An 18,446-nucleotide genomic window follows, 5' to 3' on the forward strand; every position below is an offset into this window, starting at 1 on the left:
CCTAATTGGGCTTATGCTATACTGGAACTGGTTTTTAAAATTAAACATTTGGAGAAAAATTTTAATTATGAGTGAAAAGGATAACGTATCTATAGGAAAAACGTTGCGTGATGCAAGAATTGCTAAAGGTTTTACGATAGATGATTTGCAGCAAACAACCAAAATTCAAAAGCGATACTTAATTGCAATTGAAGAAGAGCGATTCGATGATTTACCCGGCGATTTTTACGTGCGGGCTTTTATTAAGCAATACGCGGATACCGTCGATTTAGACGGGGCTGAATTGCTAAATGAATTTAGTAACAAGTTACCTAATACCAAGACTCAAGAATATACTGATAAGGTTAATGAAAACAATCCAACGACTCGGTCAACTCAGCGAAAAGTTGATGACCGATACGAAAAACTTAGAAGAAAGATTCCGATGGTCGTTGCAATTGTGGTCGTAATTTTGGTTCTCGGTGGTATTTGGTATGCAAGCTCACTACATTCCCAGAAAAGTTCTCAAGATAACATTGATAGTAGCTCCGTTTCTGTTTCAGGGAGTTCTTCAAGTACTTCAAGCAGCAAAAAAGAGAGTCAAAAGAAAGCTTCTAGTTCATCTAAGAAGTCAAAAGTTAGCTTTGAAACTACCTCAAATTCTGGTTCAGCTGCAACATTAACAATGAAGAATGCACCAAAGTCCAAAGCTGTGACAATTAAAACGTCTGCAAATGCATGGACTTCTGTATCTTCAATAACTGCTCAGTTGTGGCAAGGAACGCTTCAGTCTAGTTCTCATACAGTAAAAGTTCCTACAGCAACGACTCAACTAACCTTTAGACTTGGTGGACCATCAAGTACGACAATTTCAATTGGTGGGCATAAGGTGCCACTTGCAAAATTGATAAGTAGTCAGACCTCATCTTCGACATCAGCGACCACAAGTACAAGTAGTTCAGCGACTACTCAGTATGGATCAAGTTCCACAAGCTCAACGACAACAACAGCACAATTGAGCTCTTTAACAATTATTTTTAAGTAAAATTGTATGAATGATTGACGGTTTCTTACTTAAGAAGAAACCGTCTATTTTTTAAGGGGGAAAAACGATGAATTTACCAAATCGATTGACTGTAGTGAGAATTTTCTTAATACCGGTGTTTCTGTTGTTATTAGCAATCCCTTTTAATTGGGGAATCGTTACTTGGGCTGGAACACAAATTCCGGTTGTTCAAATTTGGGCGGCATTGATTTTTGCGATTGCATCAATTACGGATTTTCTAGATGGGCAAATTGCACGGCATAGGCATCTTGTGACCAATTTTGGTAAATTCGCCGATCCGTTAGCTGATAAAATGATTGTGATGACAGCCTTTATTCTCCTTGTTGCACTGGGTAAGGCACCTGCATGGGTGGTAGCAATCATTGTCTGTCGAGAACTCGCAGTAACTGGGCTACGCTTGATTATTGTAGAAAACGATGGGCAAGTCATGGCTGCAGCTTGGCCTGGAAAGATAAAGACAACAACGCAAATGTTAGGGATTATTTTGTTGTTACTAAACAACGTTCTTTTTGATGCACTCAATATTCCTATGGGCTTAATTTTGCTTTATATTTGTTTATTCTTTACGGTTTATTCGGGAATTGACTATTTTGTCCAAAATCGCGGCGTTTTTGCAGATTCTTTTAACAAATAAAAAAATTCAAACCAATTTTTTCGTATATTAGATTAAGGAGGTAAAAGATGGTAGTTGAGGTGCTTCAATCAAAGAAATTTAGATTTATTGATGCCTTTGAAACCCAATTACAGTTGGCTGAGCGTATTAAAGGTGCAATAATGACTTCTGAAAATGTTTCTCATAAAATTCAATTATTAGCCAATGGTGAAGTGGCTGTCACTCTATTTGGAAACAATATGTCACAATCGGATTTTGAAGAGGACGTTTTAACGCAAAAAAATGAATTTATCAGTAAATTGCGGGAAGATTTTCTTGATATTGATGATGCGATTTCTTTTGAAACGTTTGTTGTCGGAAATCTCATTAGGCAAAACCAATCCATCACGGCCGCAGAAAGTCTAACTGCTGGCGAATTTCAAAGTACGATTGGAAATGTATCGGGTGTTTCGGCAATTTTCCCTGGTGGTTTTGTCACTTATGCCAATAAGACGAAGCACCAGTTGCTAGGAATTCCTGAAGAAATAATCTCTAAATACGGGGTTGTCAGTCAGCAGGTTGCGATGGCAATGGCAGCAAATTCGAAACGAATACTATCTACCGATTTGGCGATTTCATTTACTGGCGTTGCAGGTCCTGATAAGCTTGAAGGACAGGCTGCAGGGACCGTTTGGATTGGACTTGCCTTCGTAAATCAGCCAACCGAGGCGTGGGAGATGCATTTCTCTGGTGAAAGAGCAGCGGTTAGGAAACAAAGCGTTTACGCTGGATTAGATATCATCCGTCGTCAAATTATAAAATAAGAACTTTTGTTCGGCTTTTGCTTGCTTTTTAAAATTTGTATATGTATAGTAATTGTAACAACAAGTGTTAGAAATTGAGGAGGTTTGGAATGGCTGACGAGCGAAAAGCTGCTTTAGATGCGGCATTGAAAAGAATTGAGAAAAACTTTGGAAAAGGCGCCATCATGCGAATGGGTGACCAACCAGATACTAAAATTGCAACTGTTTCATCCGGTTCATTGGCATTAGATGATGCATTGGGTGTAGGCGGTTATCCAAGGGGCCGAATTGTTGAAATTTATGGACCTGAAAGTTCTGGTAAAACAACCGTTGCGTTGCATGCTGTTGCGGAAGTTCAAAAACAAGGTGGGACAGCTGCTTATATTGATGCTGAAAATGCTTTGGATCCTGCCTATGCGACAAACCTCGGTGTTAATATCGAAGATTTACTCTTATCTCAGCCAGATACCGGTGAGCAAGGTTTGGAAATTGCTGATGCCTTAGTTACCAGTGGCGCTGTTGATCTTGTTGTTGTTGATTCTGTTGCAGCTCTAGTTCCTAGAGCTGAAATCGAAGGTGAAATGGGAGATGCGCACGTTGGGTTACAAGCGCGGCTAATGTCCCAAGCACTTCGGAAGCTTTCTGGAACCATCAATAAAACGCATACTATTGCTATTTTTATTAACCAAATCCGTGAAAAAATTGGCGTTATGTTCGGTAATCCCGAAACGACTCCAGGTGGACGGGCCCTTAAATTCTACTCAACGATTCGACTAGAGATTAGACGAGCTGAGCAAATTAAGGATGGCACCAATATTATCGGTAACCGGACGCGAATTAAAGTTGTTAAGAATAAGGTAGCACCGCCTTTCAAACGTGCAGAAGTGGACATTATGTATGGCGAAGGAATTTCGCAAACTGGTGAGCTAGTCGATATGGCTGCTGATAAAGATATTATTGAAAAAGCCGGATCATGGTACTCATATGGTGAAGAAAGAATTGGCCAAGGCCGTGAAAACGCTAAAAAATATCTCGCTGATCATACAGATGTTATGAATGAGGTTCGATTAAAAGTTCGTAAAGCGTATGGCATGGATGAAGCCACTGAGGGTAAGAAGTCAGCGGATAAAGATGCTGTTAAGGATACAAAAGACACAAAAGACACAAAAGATGAAAAAACAAAATCGACTAAGACGACTAAAGCTTCAAAAGAAGCCAAAGAGACTAAGGATTCTTCAGAAGCAGCAAAATAGCCTTAATTGAGTGAAAAATTCTACTTAAATTAATTTTAGGTAGAACTTTTTTTAAATTCAAAAAAATCTGCAACAGCATCTGACTGACTTGTATTGACACGTACTAGCACAAACCTTAAAATAAGGGATGTAACAGTGTAAAAAAATAACATCTTAAAATATAAGATTAAGAAATTAATCTATTTTGATGATGCGGAGGTGGAATTATGACTGTTTCAGTTATAATCCTCGCAATCATCGCTATTGTTGTTGGTATTGGTATTGGCTATTTAATTCGTAAGTCGATTTTTGAAAAACGAATGGTAGCTGCTAAAAATACTGCTGAAGGAATCTTGGCTGACGCAAAAAAGAAGGCTGAAACAGATACAAAAGAAAAACTGTTAGAAGCCAAAGACGAAAGTCATCGTTACCGTGCAGAAGTTGAATCTGAACTCAAGAAACGCCGTGCTGAAGTTCAGAAACAAGAAGATCGCCTTTTACAACGTGAAGAGGCGCTCGACCGCAAGGATAACGCTTTTGAAAAACGTGAAAGCTCATTAAGCAAGCGAGAAAATAAGCTTACTAATGAACAGCAAGATTTAGTAAAGAAGCAACAACAAGCAGACTCACTTATAGAAAAGCGACAATCAGCTGTTGAAGAAGTTGCAGCCTTATCACGTGATGAGGCTCGTGACTTAATCATTAGTGAAACCCAAGCAAGTCTTGCCAAAGAACAAGCCCAAATGATTAAGGAAAGTGAAGCTGAAACCAAAAAGACAGTCACGCAAGACGCCAAGAATCTTATTGTCGAGGCGATTGAGCGTAGTTCTGCTGACATGGTATCAGAGACCACAGTTTCTGTGGTAACGCTTCCGAATGACGATATGAAGGGGAGAATTATTGGTCGCGAAGGCCGAAACATTCGAACCCTTGAAACGCTTACTGGAATTGATTTAATTATCGATGATACACCAGAAGCAGTTGTGTTAAGTGGGTTTGATCCAATTAGGCGAGAAGTTGCTAAGATAGCACTTGAAAAACTAATTCAAGATGGTCGAATTCATCCAGCTCGTATTGAAGAGATGGTTGAAAAGGCTCGTCGTGAGTTAGATGAACATATTCAAGATATTGGTGAAGAAACGACATTTGATTTAGGAATCCATTCAATGCATCCTGACTTGGTAAAACTTGTCGGTAAAATGAATTTTAGGATTTCTTATGGTCAAAATGTGTTAAGTCATTCAATTGAAGTTGCTAAATTAGCTGGGGCATTTGCTGCAGAATTAGGTGAGGATGTAACATTAGCAAAGCGCGCAGGATTATTGCACGATATTGGTAAAGCAGTTGACCAGGATACTGAAGGCTCACATGCTTCAGTGGGGGCGGACCTAGCTAAGAAGTATAAGGAAAGTCCAGTAGTGATTAATGCAATTGCAGCTCATCATGGTGATGTAGCTTCCAAGTACATTATTGCTGAGTTGGTTGCTGTTGCAGATAAAATTTCTTCTGCAAGACCAGGTGCTAGAAGTGATTCTCTTGATAGCTTTATCCATCGTCTTGAAAAGTTAGAAGACATTGGGAATCAGTTTGACGGTGTTGAAAAGACATTTGCCATTCAAGCCGGAAGAGAAGTTCGGGTCATTGTGAAGCCTGATAAAATTACCGATTTAGACGCTATTGTCTTAGCACGGGACATTAAAAAGCGGATTGAAAGTGAACTGGATTATCCGGGACACATTAAGGTATCAGTAATTCGAGAGGTTAGATCAGTTGAATATGCTAAGTAGAGAAGATCAGGAAACTGATCTTTTTTATTTTTATTTAAAAAGCATGGTAAAATAGTCGAGACTATGTAAATGATTAATAATTATATTTTAGACAAGAGGAAAAGAATGCGAATACTATTTGTTGGTGATGTTGTTGGTGATAAGGGTGTCGAAATGATTGAGTCCTATTTGCCACAGTTAAAACGTGATTTTAAACCCCAAGCAACTATTGTAAATGGGGAGAATTCTACATCGGTTGGACGTGGAATTAGTTTGGCCATCTATAAGAAATTACTTCAGGCAGGAGCCGACGTGATTACTATGGGAAATCATACCTGGGATAATCGCGAGATATTTGATTTTATGAATGACGCGGACAGACTAGTTCGACCGGCAAACTTTCCAGGAAAAAATGTTCCTGGTCAGGGCGACACAACGATTCGAATTAACGCGCAAACATTAACGGTTATTAATCTTCAGGGACGAATTTTTATGAATCCAATGGATGATCCTTTTCAAGTTGCAGAAGAACTCGTCGACCAGGCAAAGAAGACGTCACCGTTTATTTTTATCGATTTTCACGCTGAAACAACGAGTGAAAAACGGGCATTAGCTACTTATCTAGATGGTCAGGTTTCGGCAGTAGTCGGAACTCATACACATGTCCAGACAAGCGATGCAAAAGTCTTACCAAATGGAACAGCGTTTTTAACCGAAGTTGGTATGACGGGTCCGGCAGATAGCATATTGGGAATGAAATCTGAGGCGGTAATTGGGCGTTTCTTGAATCAACGGCCAACTCGATTTGAGGTTGAAGAAAGTGGGTCAGGGTTGCTTTCAGGCTGCGTAATTGATTTAGATGACAAAACTGGGCATGCAAAAAAGATTAAACCGATTTTGATTAGTAAAGAACATCCATATTTAAATTAGCTGATAAAAGGAGTTTTAGGAGTGGCAAAGAAAGAAAAAACACCAAGTCAAACACCTATGATGGTGCAATATCAAAAGATTAAGGATCAATATCCCGATGCTTTTCTGTTTTATCGCTTAGGCGATTTTTATGAAATGTTTAATGAAGATGCAATCAAGGGAGCTCAACTCCTAGAGCTTACTTTAACAACTAGAAATCACAATTCCGATAATCCAATTCCAATGTGCGGGGTTCCCCATCATGCCGTTCAAAACTATATTGATATTCTGGTTGATAAGGGATATAAGGTGGCTATTTGTGAGCAAATGGAGGACCCCAAGTTAGCCAAAGGAATGGTTAAACGAGAGGTTATTCAACTGATTACCCCAGGAACAAATACGGAAGTTGGGTCTGAGAGTGCCAAGTCAAATAACTACTTGACTGCTTTAGTGGCTGATACGAGTAATCACAAAATGGGATTTTCGTACGCAGACATTGCAACTGGAGAACTGAAGGCCGCAACCCTTGCAGATTCAAATGATTTAATTAATGAAGTAATGAGTTTAAAAACAAAGGAAATCGTTGTTAATTCAACTGTTTCGGCAACGATTCTTGACCAATTAACAAAAATAGGAATTTTAGTATCGCATCAAGAAGAGGTAACCGTAAAGGCAGAGACAAGTTACTTAATGCAAGGATTAGAAAATAAAATCCAAGAGAAATCAGTTTCACTCTTACTCACATACATTAATGTAACTCAAAAGCGCAGTTTAGCTCATCTGCAACGTGCCGTGAGCTACGAACCATCTCGTTATCTAAAACTAGATCATTATTCTCAATATAATCTAGAGTTAACTCAAAATATTAGAACTAAGAAAAAATCTGGTACCTTATTATGGCTACTAGATGAAACCAAGACTGCAATGGGAGCACGATTGTTAAAACGGTGGTTAGATAGGCCCTTACTTTCCAAAGCTGCTATAGAAGATCGACAGAATAAAGTAAAAGTTTTGTTGGAGTACTATTTTGAACGGAGTAATTTACAAGATGAACTTGTTTCTGTGTACGATCTTGAGCGATTAGCCGGTCGAGTTGCTTTTGGTAACGTGAATGGTCGGGATTTAATCCAATTAAAGACTTCCCTTCAACAAGTGCCTAAAATTAAGCATGTTTTAGATACTTTGGAGACGCCAGAATTCGATGAAATATTAAAGTCACTGGATCCTGTTGAAGATGTTGCAGTGGCAATTGAATCCGCAATTGTGGACGAGCCACCAATGTCGGTTACTGATGGGAACTTGATTAAAGATAACTATAACGACCAATTAGACCAATATCGGGATGCCATGCAAAATGGGAAACAATGGATTGCTGAGTTGCAGGCTTCCGAGCGAAAGATTACTGGAATCAATAATCTTAAAGTTGCTTATAACCGGGTCTTTGGCTATTACATTGAAGTAACAAAAGTAAATTTAAGTAAATTGCCAGAAGGACGATACGAACGAAAACAAACGCTAACCAATGCTGAACGTTTCTCAACTCCGGAACTTAAGGAGCGCGAGCAGTTAATTTTAGAAGCTCAAGAGAAATCTGCAGCACTTGAGTATACTTTGTTTACTGATTTGCGTGAGAAGGTTAAACTAGCAATCCAAAGGTTGCAAAAATTAGCACAAGTTATTTCAACGCTAGATGTTTTACAAAGCTTTGCTGTGGTGAGTGAAAACTATCGTTTGGTACAACCACAAATGACTCAAAACGCTCATGATTTACAAATTGTGCAAGGAAGACATCCTGTTGTTGAAAAAGTGATGGGTCGCCAAAGTTACGTTCCAAATGATATTCGAATGGATCCCCAAACCAGTATTTTGTTAATAACAGGACCCAACATGTCCGGGAAAAGTACTTATATGCGTCAATTGGCATTGACCGTGATAATGGCACAGATGGGCTGCTTCGTACCAGCAGAATCAGCTAAGCTGCCCATTTTTGATCAAATTTTTACGCGAATTGGCGCAGCAGATGATTTAATTTCTGGTCAAAGTACCTTTATGGTAGAGATGCAGGAAGCAAATCAGGCTGTTTTGCACGCAACGCAGAACTCACTTATTTTATTTGATGAAATTGGTCGAGGGACAGCAACTTATGATGGGATGGCATTGGCACAATCAATCATTGAATATGTTCATGATCACGTGCACGCAAAGACTTTGTTTTCTACCCATTACCATGAACTTACAGCGTTAGAAGATAATTTATCAGAGTTAAGGAACGTCCACGTTGGGGCTGTTGAAAAGAATGGCGAACTGGTCTTTCTGCACCAAGTTGAAAATGGTCCAGCCGATAAGTCCTACGGTATCCATGTTGCAAAGTTGGCTGGTATGCCAGAGGAACTATTAAACAGGGCATCAGATATATTAAGTCGACTTGAAGAAGAAAACCAAGGAAAAACCATTTCGGCAGTCACGGAGCCAAGAAAACAGTTAAAGATTAATGAAGAGGCTCAAGAGGCAGAAAAACCGACAACTGTAAATGAAGACGAACAGCTATCGCTTTTTTCAGAAAAATCAGTTGATCCAAAATCAGAGAAAGTTCTCACGGATTTAAAAACATTGAATCTAATGTCACTAACGCCAATGGACGTCATGAATTTGGTAAACAAGTGGCAACAGAAATTAGGTAAGTAAGAATTAGCCTTGTGGTAATAAGTCAAGAAGGTGATAAGCCTGAAAGCCCGTAAAATTTGTTAATTTAGAGCATATCTACCCCAGCCCGCTGAAAGTAAGAATTTCACCGAGCTACGCTCGTTTCCGTTATCGTCATTTATTCAGCTATACCAGTTTCTGGTGGTACGTAAAGTTGATTATTTCGAATTAGAACGTCTACTAATCTAACCAACTTACGTGCTGTTAAAACGGCAGCTCGTTTGTGACGATACTTAGGAACCTCTTTATATTTTTTTTGATAGTAACGTTGGAATGTTGGATCGTAACGTCTTACTGAGTTGGCAGCTTCAACTAAGTAGTAACGTAGATATTGGTTACCCTTACGGGTACGAGGAGTGGATTGCCGGATACTAGTTCCTGATTCATGTGGCATCCAAGCTAAGCCAGCATATTTAGCAATGTGACTTTCATTTGGAAAACGAGTTATTTGACCAATTTCGGATACAATACCCGCCGCAAATACGGCACCGATTCCAGGAATACTAGTGAGACATTTGATTTCGGTAATTTGCACTGAAAGTTGTTGAATTGATTTATCGAGCTTTGTAATTTGTGCTTGAAGTGTACGAATAATTTCAGCATAAACCGCCAGAATTGAATCTACTGATTCAGTAACTGCTTTAGATAGTCGATAGGAAGACCGAACGGCCTTCTTAATGGCTTTAGCTACTTCTTCTGGATTACCAAATTTACCATGACCTAGCTGTTGTAATTTAACAGCTAACTGATCTAGTGGCATTGCAGCAGCTTCATCTAGACTTAGTTCTTCATCAGTAATTAAAGACATCATCGTCGAACCAAAAACAGATGTGGGTAGTGTTTGATCTAAGGTATTGCAGCGATAGTAGAGATTATTTAAAAATTGATTTTTAGCATCTACTAGTTGATGAATAAGATGATACCGTTCCCTGGTTAAGCGTTGTAATGCCATATATTTTTCCTGACGCACAACTGATGTTCCCAATGGTTTCACACGAATTAATTCGGCTAACTGTTTTGCATCTACCTCGTCGGTTTTACCATCATCAAACAATTCACTAAAATGATGAGAAGTGTAAGGATTAATGGTAATAACCTCGAGCTGATTTTTTTGTAACTCTTGGTCTTCAGACAGAAACGTAGTTGGATGAAAATTATAGACAGAAGTTGCCTCCATACCAACGATTACCTTTTGGTAATCCGATAATTTGGTTTCTGCAAGAATAGCTTGTTTGATTTGAGAAGCACCGTTTAAATCATTACTTGCCTCATCCTGAAATAGGCATTGGTCATCTGAGTTAATTGCACAATAACTTAGATTAAGTTTACCAACGTCAATACCAATAAATAAGTTCATGGGATAGGACCTCCTTTCACTTTTATTTGATTGAATAAGCTTAGGTGCTGCATGATGTTCCCTAATTACAATTCTACGGGCATCCTCGCAATATAAGTAGACTAGACAGAAACTAATTTAGCTGCGTTTTCACGCGAGTGAAAACAAATCAATTCAGTCACTACAGCTTGTGGTTTGCGGTTGTTCGAATTGCCTGGGCGGCATGCTATTAAAGCAGATTAAACTGCAGGAGGAATTAAGCCTATACCAGTTGGACCTAAATCCAATGAACAACTAGAGAATATCACGCAACATCTAAACATTGAACAAAAAACTAAAAGATATTAATTTTAATAATACGAGGGAGGAATTGTGTTGGCCAAAATTCATGAATTATCAGCAATATTGGCTGATCAAATTGCAGCAGGAGAAGTAATCGAACGACCAGCTTCAGTTGTTAAAGAACTAGTCGAAAATTCAATAGATGCAAATAGTACTGAAATTGATATTCGAATTGAGGAAGCAGGATTAAAACTCATTTCCGTTATTGATGATGGTGATGGAATTGACCGAGAAGACGTCCCAATGGCGTTTGAACGGCATGCGACTAGTAAAATTATTGACCGTCAAGATTTGTTCAGAATTCATTCACTTGGCTTTCGTGGCGAGGCCTTACCTAGTATTGCATCAATTGCTGATGTGACATTAAGCACTTCAACTGGCGGAGAGGGCGAAGAAATTCACATTTCCGGTGGAAAATTAGTGACTGAAAAACCAGCAATTTCGAGAAAAGGAACTTCTGTAACGGTTAAGGATCTATTTTATAATGTGCCCGCCCGACTAAAGTATCTGAAAGCGCCTAATACTGAGTTGGCTAGAATCACCGATATTGTAAATCGGTTGGCTTTAAGCTATCCTCAAATATCTTTTTCGCTGACGCACAACGGTCGCGAATTGATGAGAAGTGCAGGTCGCGGAGACCTTCTTCAGGTTATTTCTGGTGTATACGGTATTTCGAATGCCCGAGAGATGGTTAAGGTGGAAGGTCAGGATGATGATTTTTCTGTGACGGGCTATGTGTCACTTCCGGAATTGACGAGAGCTAGTCGTCAGTACATTTCGATTTTGCTAAATGGTCGATATGTCCGTAACTTCCAACTAACGAAAGCAATTGTTAATGGCTATGGATCAAAGCTCATGGTGGGACGCTTTCCAGTTGCAGTGATTAATATTCAAATGGATGCTTTGCTGGTCGATGTGAATGTTCATCCGACTAAACAGGAAGTTCGAATAAACAAGGAACCCGAGTTAATGGAACTCATTACAAAGACAATTTATAATCGATTGGCTTCAGAAAACCTAATTCCAGATGCAACTGAAAACTTAAACCGCAAAATTAATACCAAAATTAATACGGATCAATTAACGATTAATTTGAATGAGGCATCACAGCAATATGCCTTAAATTCAAACCAATCTGAATCGGCAAGCAATGGGTCAGAAAAGACAACCAGCAAGGAAGTTAATTCCGATGGTACTTTATTTGGCGCAGTTACTGATGCTGCACCAGTTTCCCCTCTAATTATTAAGAATAAATCGGATCTAAATAGTCCAGAAATGCAAACTTTTGAAGAAAAGTATGCCACCGTGGAAAAACGGGAACATGGCATTGACATTGAACAAAAAGCAGAAACAATCGATGACTCAATGCTCAGACAACCAAGAAAAAAAGAAGAACGTTTTCCAAACCTTATTTATATTGGCCAAATGCACGGTACCTATTTGTTAGCAGAGGATGATTCAGGTCTTTATGTTTTGGATCAGCATGCTGCACAGGAACGAATCAACTATGAATACTACAGAAAGCAAATCGGCGAAGTTTCAACGGATCAGCAAAATTTGCTTGTCCCCATCGTTTTGGACTATCCAACGACTGATGTGCTTAATATTCAAGCTAATTACGAAACTTTAAAAAGTGTGGGAATTGAATTAGAACCATTTGGTCAAAATAGTTTTATTGTGCGTCATCATCCAACCTGGTTTAAGGCAGGGCAAGAAGAGGATACAATCAAAGAAATGATTGATTGGGTAATTCAAGACGGTCATATTTCAGTTGCTTCTTTTAGGGAAAAGACGGCCATCATGATGAGCTGTAAACGGGCGATTAAAGCGAATCACCATCTTGACGACCAGCAGGCCAAAGCCTTAATTGCGAAGCTAGCAGAGGCAGAAAATCCATTTAATTGCCCTCATGGCCGCCCGGTTTTAGTCCATTTCAACAACCAGGACATGGAAAAAATGTTCAAACGGATTCAAGACTCTCACCAAACAGGGTTGAGTGATTTTGCATAAAAAGGTACGTCCCGACTTTAAGTTGTGATACAATTTTAAGCAAACGTATGTTTAGAATGGACGGAAATTAGCATGTATGAATACTTAGAAGGCACGGTTAGTAGTGTCCAACCAGATCACATCGTTGTTGATGTAAATGGCGTTGGCTATTTTATTTACACTGGAAATCCCTATCATTTTCAAATTGGTGAGAAATATAAAGTATATGTTCATCAAACGATATCGGATAGTGCGCAAAGTTTGTATGGATTTGCTACCTATGAAGAAAAGCAGCTCTTTGAAAAACTATTAAACGTTTCGGGAATTGGTTCAAAGAGTGCACTCGCAATTTTGGCGAATGAAGATCATCACGGAATCGTGAATGCAATAAACCAAGAAAACGTTTCGTTTCTAGTGAAGTTTCCCGGAATTGGTAAAAAAACGGCCCAGCAAATCATCCTGGATTTAAAAGGGAAACTGGGCGAGTTTGTTGATGATGCGGGTGACCAAATTGAGATCCATCTCACAGCTAATCAGCAGCTTGATGATGCTTTAGCAGCACTAGAAGCACTTGGATATAGTAGCAGAGAGGTATCAAAAATTAAGCCAGCACTAGATGAACTTGATGTCAGCACAACTGATCAGTACTTGAGTGAAGGCTTAAAGCGGTTGATGAAATAATATGAATTAGAGAGGGGAGAGAAGCCATTGGATGAAGATAACCGATTAGTTTCAAATGAAGTTGAAGACGATGAAACCTCTCTCGAGGGTTCATTAAGACCGCAATTACTTTCGGAATATATTGGTCAAAAGGAAATTAAGCATGAGCTGTCAGTTTATATTAAGGCCGCTAAACAGCGTGAGGAATCGTTGGATCACGTGCTCTTATACGGACCTCCTGGTTTAGGGAAAACGACTTTGGCCATGGTTATCGGCAATGAAATGGCGGTTAGCATAAAAACAACTAGTGGTCCCGCAATTGAAAAGCCGGGTGACTTAGTAGCGTTACTAAATGAGCTAAAGCCGGGTGATATTTTATTTATTGATGAGATTCATCGACTTCCTAAAATTGTTGAAGAAATGCTTTATTCTGCAATGGAAGATTTTTACGTCGATATCGTGGTTGGGCAAGGCCCAACTGCCCATCCGATTCATTTTCCATTGCCACCCTTCACCCTTATTGGGGCGACCACGCGAGCGGGACAGTTGTCGGCACCACTGAGAGATCGATTTGGGATTGTTGAGCACATGAGCTATTATGAGCCCGCGGAACTTGAACAAATCGTGCAACGAACAGCTAATATCTTTAATACGCCTATAGAAGAAGAGGGCGCACACGCAATTGCGAGTCGTTCACGAGGAACGCCTAGGATTGCGAATCGACTGTTCAAACGAATTCGGGATTTTGCCCAGGTATCTGAGGCACATGACAGTATCGATCAGGAAATTGTCGATCATGCATTAAAACTACTTGGCGTAGATAATATGGGACTTGATGGTACTGACGCTAAATTACTGAAAACTATGATTAACTTTTATAACGGTGGGCCAGTTGGGTTAAATACGTTAGCTGCAAATATTGGCGAAGAAGCTGATACCATAGCTGAAATGTATGAACCTTACTTGCTCCAAATTGGATTCATTAAACGAACCTCAAGAGGACGCGTTGTGACGGCGGCCGGTTATGAACATCTTGGCGTTCCGTATCCACAAAATTTAAACGATTAAAGGTGAAAAAATGACATTAACAACTGAAGATTTTGATTATGATTTGCCACATGAATTAATTGCTCAAACGCCAATTGAAAAGAGAGATGCTTCCCGATTATTAGTTTTAGATCATAAAACTGGTGAAATGGAAGATAAGCACTTTTACGACATTATTGATCAATTAAACTCAGGAGACGCTGTCGTGATGAATGATTCTCGGGTTATGCCAGCCAGAATTTATGGAGAAAAGCCTGAAACTGGTGGCCACGTTGAGCTGCTCCTTTTGCACAATACTCAAGGGGACGAATGGGAGACGCTTGCTAAGCCTGCCAAACGTGCAACTGTCGGGACGACAATCGTGTTTGGGGATGGAAAGCTAACTGCTACGGTCACCAAAGATTTGGAACATGGCGGTAAAATGATCGAATTTCATTACGCTGGTATCTTTATGGAAATTCTTGAGTCTTTGGGAGAAATGCCATTGCCACCTTATATCAAAGAAAAGTTGGATGATCCTGAACGTTACCAAACGGTTTATGCTAAGCAAGTTGGGTCGGCTGCTGCGCCAACAGCGGGTTTGCATTGGACTAAGGAATTACTTCAAAAGGTACAAGACAAGGGAATTAAACTCGTCTATTTAACGCTTCATGTTGGGCTGGGAACTTTTAGACCAGTTGATGAGGATAATATTGAAGATCATAAAATGCATAGTGAATTCTACCAACTAAGCGAAGAATCTGCTCGAACTCTGAGAGAGGTTAAAGCAAATGGTGGTAGAATCGTTGCAACGGGAACAACCTCAATTCGGACGCTTGAAACGATTGGAACGAAGTTTAAGGGCGAAATTAAGGCAGATTCTGGTTGGACGGAAATTTTTATCAAACCCGGCTATCAATGGCAGATTGTGGATGCTTTTATCACAAACTTCCATTTGCCGAAATCAACACTCGTCATGCTGGTTGCGGCATTTACGGGGAGAGAAAACATTTTAAATGCGTATGAACATGCCATTAAAGAGCATTATCGATTCTTCAGTTTCGGGGATGCAATGTTTATTAAATAACTAAATAAACCTAATGAGATTGACCGACTTTTTTTGGCCAATCTTTTTTTATGCTTTTTAATTGGAAATGAAAATGTTAAAGTAAAGCGAGATAAATTTAAAGGGGGTTCCATAATGGATCCAGCGATTAAATATCGCCTAATAAAAAAAGACAAGCATACCGGCGCTAGGCTTGGGGAGTTAATTACACCCCATGGTACTTTTCCAACGCCAATGTTTATGCCAGTCGGCACACAAGCAACTGTGAAGTCACTTGCACCAGAAGAATTAGATGAGATGGGCGCAGGCGTCATCCTCTCAAATACCTATCATTTATGGCTACAGCCTGGAGAAGACCTGGTTAAAGAGGCAGGCGGTCTTCACAAGTTCATGAACTGGGACAAGGGGATTTTAACTGATTCCGGTGGCTATCAGGTGTTTTCGTTAGCTAAGAACCGAAAGCTGACTGAAGAGGGTGTCCACTTTCGAAATCCATCTAACGGGGACAAGTTATTTCTATCTCCCGAAAAAGCAATCCAAATTGAAAACGATCTAGGACCAGATATCATGATGAGCTTGGACGAGTGTCCTCCTTATTATGAAAGCTATGACTATATCAAATCCTCTGTCGAACGAACCTCAAGATGGGCTGAGCGTGGATTACGTGCGCATCAGCATGCGGATTATCAAGGACTATTTGGTATTGTTCAGGGAGCGGGGTATGAAGATTTAAGAAAACAATCCGCCAAAGATCTAACTAGTTTAGATTTTCCCGGATACTCTATTGGTGGTTTATCAGTAGGTGAGCCCAAGAAAGAAATGAATCGCGTTTTAGATTTCACAACCCCGTTGCTCCCCGAAAATAAACCCCGATATTTGATGGGTGTTGGAACAGCAGATTCCTTGATTGATGGTGTTATTCGGGGAATAGATATGTTTGATTGTGTTCTGCCAACACGAATTGCTCGAAATGGAACTTGTATGACCAGTCACGGTCGATTAGTTGTAAAAAATGCTGTTTATGCACGTGATTTTTCACCAATCGATGATAATTGTGATTGCTACACTTGTCGTAATTACACTCGGGCCTATATCCGCCATTTATTCAAAGCGGACGAGTCTTTCGGAATGAGACTAACTAGTTACCATAACTTATATTATCTTCTGAATCTTATGAAACGCGTACGAGAAGCCATCATGAATGATCAATTACTTGATTTACGGGCAGAAGTCTTTGAAAATTACGGATTTAATAAGCCAAATGCAAAGAATTTCTGATGATATAGATAGACGATATTAAAGAAGTTTGGTAAAGTGGTAACTAGACATATTAAGGGGTGAACTATTTTGGCTAACTATTCAGGTATTATTTTAATCGTCATCATGTTTGTTGTTTTATACTTCTTGATGATCAGACCACAACGAAAGCAGCAACAAAAGCATCAAGATACTTTAAGCAAGCTGCAAAAGGGCGATCACGTTATCACAATCGGTCGTTTGCACGGTGTGGTTGATGAAATCAACAATGAAGACAAAACTGTGACACTTGATGCAGATGGGATTTTCCTTGTTTTTGATTTACGAGCAATTGCTCAGGTAACCCAAAAAACAGCAAGTACAACAGTAGCAACCGATGATACTGAAAAATCAGAAAATGAATCAACAGAGGACTCAACTGAAAAGGTCCAAGAAGAAGTCAATTCGGTTTCTGAATCGACTGAAAAAGAAACTTCTGAAGATACAGAAGAGTCCAAATAATCAGTGAACCAGCCAATTGATTTTGGCTGGTTTTTTTGGTTTAATAAGCTGATGAAGTGGGGGTGTGGCAGTGGTTGAAATAGTGCGTAAAATTATTCATGTAGATATGGATGCTTTTTATGCGTCAATCGAAATGCGGGATTATCCTGATTTTCGCCACCAACCTTTAGTGATTGCCAAGGATCCGCGTAAAAGTGGTGGACGAGGGGTCGTTGCAACTGCTAATTACCTAGCAAGGGCTGCTGGAATACACTCCGCGATGAGTGCCCAAGAGGCGCTGGAACTATGTAAAGACGCAATTTTTAAAGAGCCAGATTTTACAAAATACCGTGCCGTGTCTGAAAAGATTCATGATATTTTTCACGAGGTGACGGATAAAATAGAATCTGTTGCGCTGGATGAGGCTTATTTAGATGTCACAGAAAATAAATTGGAACTTGATAATCCGGTAGCAGTTGGCAAATTCTTACAACAAACTATTTGGGAACAAACCCGGTTAACCAGTTCAATCGGTATTTCCTACAATAAGTTTTTGGCAAAGGAAGCCTCGGATTTTCGTAAACCAATTGGAATGACCGTTATTTCTCAAGATGATGCTCATGATTTCTTGATGGCACTTCCTATTGAAAAATATCGAGGGGTGGGGAAAAAAACCATTCCGAAAATGCACGACTTAAAAATATTTAATGGGACTGATTTATTTGGACAGTCTGAAAGCAAGTTAATGGCGGATTTTGGTAAATTTGGCTATATCTTGTATCGCCGCGTTCGGGGCATAGATGATCGTCCAGTTGAATATCAGCGAGAACGAAAATCAATTGGTAAAGAGCGGACATATGGCCCAGTTCTATCGGATGAGACAACCGTTGGTGATCAAATTAAGCTATTGAGTGAGATGGTGGCTAAAACGGTTAAAGAACAGCAAAAGCACGGGCGCACACTCGTTTTAAAGATTCGTTATCAGGACTTTACTACGCTGACAAAGCGGTTAACAACCACTGATTTTATTCAAAATGACCCAAAGTTGTATGAAACGTATGCCAATCAATTGCTGGATGAAATGCCAGATATTGCGCAAGGTGTTCGTCTATTGGGAATTACAATTACTGGATTGGCGCCATTAGACTTTGATAATATTTCGCTACCTTTATTTGGTATTCAAGGGAAAGAGCTATGATGTCGGACACAAAAACGCTATAATTAAATGCGGTGTTAAAGA

Annotated in this window: 15 protein-coding genes; 14 read left to right on the plus strand and 1 reads right to left on the minus strand. The window is 39.6% G+C overall.

The annotated features are described in order from the left end of the window. Positions 1–67: 67 nt before the first annotated feature. The 7 genes from FGL90_RS08380 to mutS all read left to right on the plus strand — a co-directional run bounded on the left by FGL90_RS08380 (position 68) and on the right by mutS (position 9,032). A complete protein-coding gene (locus FGL90_RS08380) occupies positions 68–1,024 on the plus strand; it encodes a helix-turn-helix domain-containing protein (RefSeq protein WP_147657682.1) in 957 nt (318 codons plus the stop codon). A 67-nt stretch (positions 1,025–1,091) separates the two neighbouring features. Continuing rightward, the gene (gene pgsA, locus FGL90_RS08385) at positions 1,092–1,679 is read left to right on the plus strand and encodes a CDP-diacylglycerol--glycerol-3-phosphate 3-phosphatidyltransferase (RefSeq protein ID WP_010620691.1); all 588 of its coding nucleotides are present in this window, start codon (positions 1,092–1,094) and stop codon (positions 1,677–1,679) included. Between the two features lie 47 nt (positions 1,680–1,726). Next, positions 1,727–2,461 (plus strand): nicotinamide-nucleotide amidohydrolase family protein, encoded by a 735-nt coding sequence (locus FGL90_RS08390; protein WP_010620692.1) that lies wholly within the window; start codon positions 1,727–1,729, stop codon positions 2,459–2,461. Positions 2,462–2,550: 89 nt separating this feature from the next. Beyond that, a complete protein-coding gene (gene recA / locus FGL90_RS08395) occupies positions 2,551–3,693 on the plus strand; it encodes a recombinase RecA (protein ID WP_010620693.1) in 1,143 nt (380 codons plus the stop codon). A 206-nt stretch (positions 3,694–3,899) separates the two neighbouring features. Next, positions 3,900–5,459, plus strand: coding sequence for a ribonuclease Y (rny, locus tag FGL90_RS08400; protein ID WP_010620694.1), 1,560 nt, complete (start codon positions 3,900–3,902; stop codon positions 5,457–5,459). A gap of 105 nt (positions 5,460–5,564) precedes the next feature. Then, on the plus strand, positions 5,565–6,368 hold the full coding sequence (locus tag FGL90_RS08405; protein ID WP_010620695.1) for a TIGR00282 family metallophosphoesterase: 804 nt from the start codon (positions 5,565–5,567) through the stop codon (positions 6,366–6,368). A 57-nt stretch (positions 6,369–6,425) separates the two neighbouring features. Then, on the plus strand, positions 6,426–9,032 hold the full coding sequence (gene mutS, locus FGL90_RS08410; RefSeq protein WP_033445298.1) for a DNA mismatch repair protein MutS: 2,607 nt from the start codon (positions 6,426–6,428) through the stop codon (positions 9,030–9,032). A 136-nt stretch (positions 9,033–9,168) separates the two neighbouring features. Here the strand turns inward: mutS and FGL90_RS08415 are convergent, their stop codons facing one another. Next, entirely contained in the window at positions 9,169–10,407 is a 1,239-nt protein-coding gene (locus tag FGL90_RS08415; RefSeq protein WP_010620861.1) for an IS110 family RNA-guided transposase, read from the minus strand. Between the two features lie 354 nt (positions 10,408–10,761). Between FGL90_RS08415 and mutL the strand changes: the two genes are divergently transcribed. The 7 genes from mutL (at position 10,762) to dinB (ending at position 18,404) form a co-directional block, all read left to right on the plus strand. After that, positions 10,762–12,738 carry a DNA mismatch repair endonuclease MutL gene (gene mutL, locus FGL90_RS08420; RefSeq protein WP_010620697.1) on the plus strand — a complete coding sequence of 659 codons (1,977 nt, stop codon included), beginning with the start codon at positions 10,762–10,764 and terminating at the stop codon, positions 12,736–12,738. 72 nt (positions 12,739–12,810) lie between these two features. Then, positions 12,811–13,398, plus strand: a complete 588-nt coding sequence (gene ruvA, locus FGL90_RS08425) for a Holliday junction branch migration protein RuvA (protein ID WP_010620698.1) — start codon at positions 12,811–12,813, stop codon at positions 13,396–13,398. Between the two features lie 27 nt (positions 13,399–13,425). Next, the gene (ruvB, locus tag FGL90_RS08430; RefSeq protein WP_010620699.1) at positions 13,426–14,445 is read left to right on the plus strand and encodes a Holliday junction branch migration DNA helicase RuvB; all 1,020 of its coding nucleotides are present in this window, start codon (positions 13,426–13,428) and stop codon (positions 14,443–14,445) included. Between the two features lie 10 nt (positions 14,446–14,455). Beyond that, positions 14,456–15,490 (plus strand): tRNA preQ1(34) S-adenosylmethionine ribosyltransferase-isomerase QueA, encoded by a 1,035-nt coding sequence (gene queA / locus FGL90_RS08435; protein WP_010620700.1) that lies wholly within the window; start codon positions 14,456–14,458, stop codon positions 15,488–15,490. 114 nt (positions 15,491–15,604) lie between these two features. After that, positions 15,605–16,747: a tRNA guanosine(34) transglycosylase Tgt gene (tgt, locus tag FGL90_RS08440; protein ID WP_010620701.1), complete on the plus strand. Its 1,143-nt coding sequence runs from the start codon at positions 15,605–15,607 to the stop codon at positions 16,745–16,747. 105 nt (positions 16,748–16,852) lie between these two features. After that, positions 16,853–17,227, plus strand: coding sequence for a preprotein translocase subunit YajC (gene yajC, locus FGL90_RS08445; protein WP_050899340.1), 375 nt, complete (start codon positions 16,853–16,855; stop codon positions 17,225–17,227). 106 nt (positions 17,228–17,333) lie between these two features. After that, entirely contained in the window at positions 17,334–18,404 is a 1,071-nt protein-coding gene (gene dinB, locus FGL90_RS08450; protein WP_050899341.1) for a DNA polymerase IV, read from the plus strand. The last annotated feature ends 42 nt before the right edge of the window (positions 18,405–18,446 follow it).

The sequence above is a fragment of the Secundilactobacillus malefermentans genome, assembly GCF_008033155.1.
In the GTDB taxonomy this organism is placed as follows: domain Bacteria; phylum Bacillota; class Bacilli; order Lactobacillales; family Lactobacillaceae; genus Secundilactobacillus; species Secundilactobacillus malefermentans.

Bases quoted from the DNA above. Each gene is read 5' to 3' on its own strand.
- pgsA (WP_010620691.1), top strand. From the start codon at position 1,092: ATGAATTTACCAAATCGATTGACTGTAGTGAGAATTTTCTTAATACCG.
- FGL90_RS08380 (WP_147657682.1), top strand. From the start codon at position 68: ATGAGTGAAAAGGATAACGTATCTATAGGAAAAACGTTGCGTGATGCA.
- ruvA (WP_010620698.1), top strand. From the start codon at position 12,811: ATGTATGAATACTTAGAAGGCACGGTTAGTAGTGTCCAACCAGATCAC.
- FGL90_RS08405 (WP_010620695.1), top strand. From the start codon at position 5,565: ATGCGAATACTATTTGTTGGTGATGTTGTTGGTGATAAGGGTGTCGAA.
- mutS (WP_033445298.1), top strand. From the start codon at position 6,426: ATGATGGTGCAATATCAAAAGATTAAGGATCAATATCCCGATGCTTTT.
- yajC (WP_050899340.1), top strand. From the start codon at position 16,853: ATGTTTGTTGTTTTATACTTCTTGATGATCAGACCACAACGAAAGCAG.
- tgt (WP_010620701.1), top strand. From the start codon at position 15,605: ATGGATCCAGCGATTAAATATCGCCTAATAAAAAAAGACAAGCATACC.
- FGL90_RS08415 (WP_010620861.1), bottom strand. From the start codon at position 10,407: ATGAACTTATTTATTGGTATTGACGTTGGTAAACTTAATCTAAGTTAT.
- recA (WP_010620693.1), top strand. From the start codon at position 2,551: ATGGCTGACGAGCGAAAAGCTGCTTTAGATGCGGCATTGAAAAGAATT.
- rny (WP_010620694.1), top strand. From the start codon at position 3,900: ATGACTGTTTCAGTTATAATCCTCGCAATCATCGCTATTGTTGTTGGT.
- queA (WP_010620700.1), top strand. From the start codon at position 14,456: ATGACATTAACAACTGAAGATTTTGATTATGATTTGCCACATGAATTA.
- FGL90_RS08390 (WP_010620692.1), top strand. From the start codon at position 1,727: ATGGTAGTTGAGGTGCTTCAATCAAAGAAATTTAGATTTATTGATGCC.
- dinB (WP_050899341.1), top strand. From the start codon at position 17,334: ATGGATGCTTTTTATGCGTCAATCGAAATGCGGGATTATCCTGATTTT.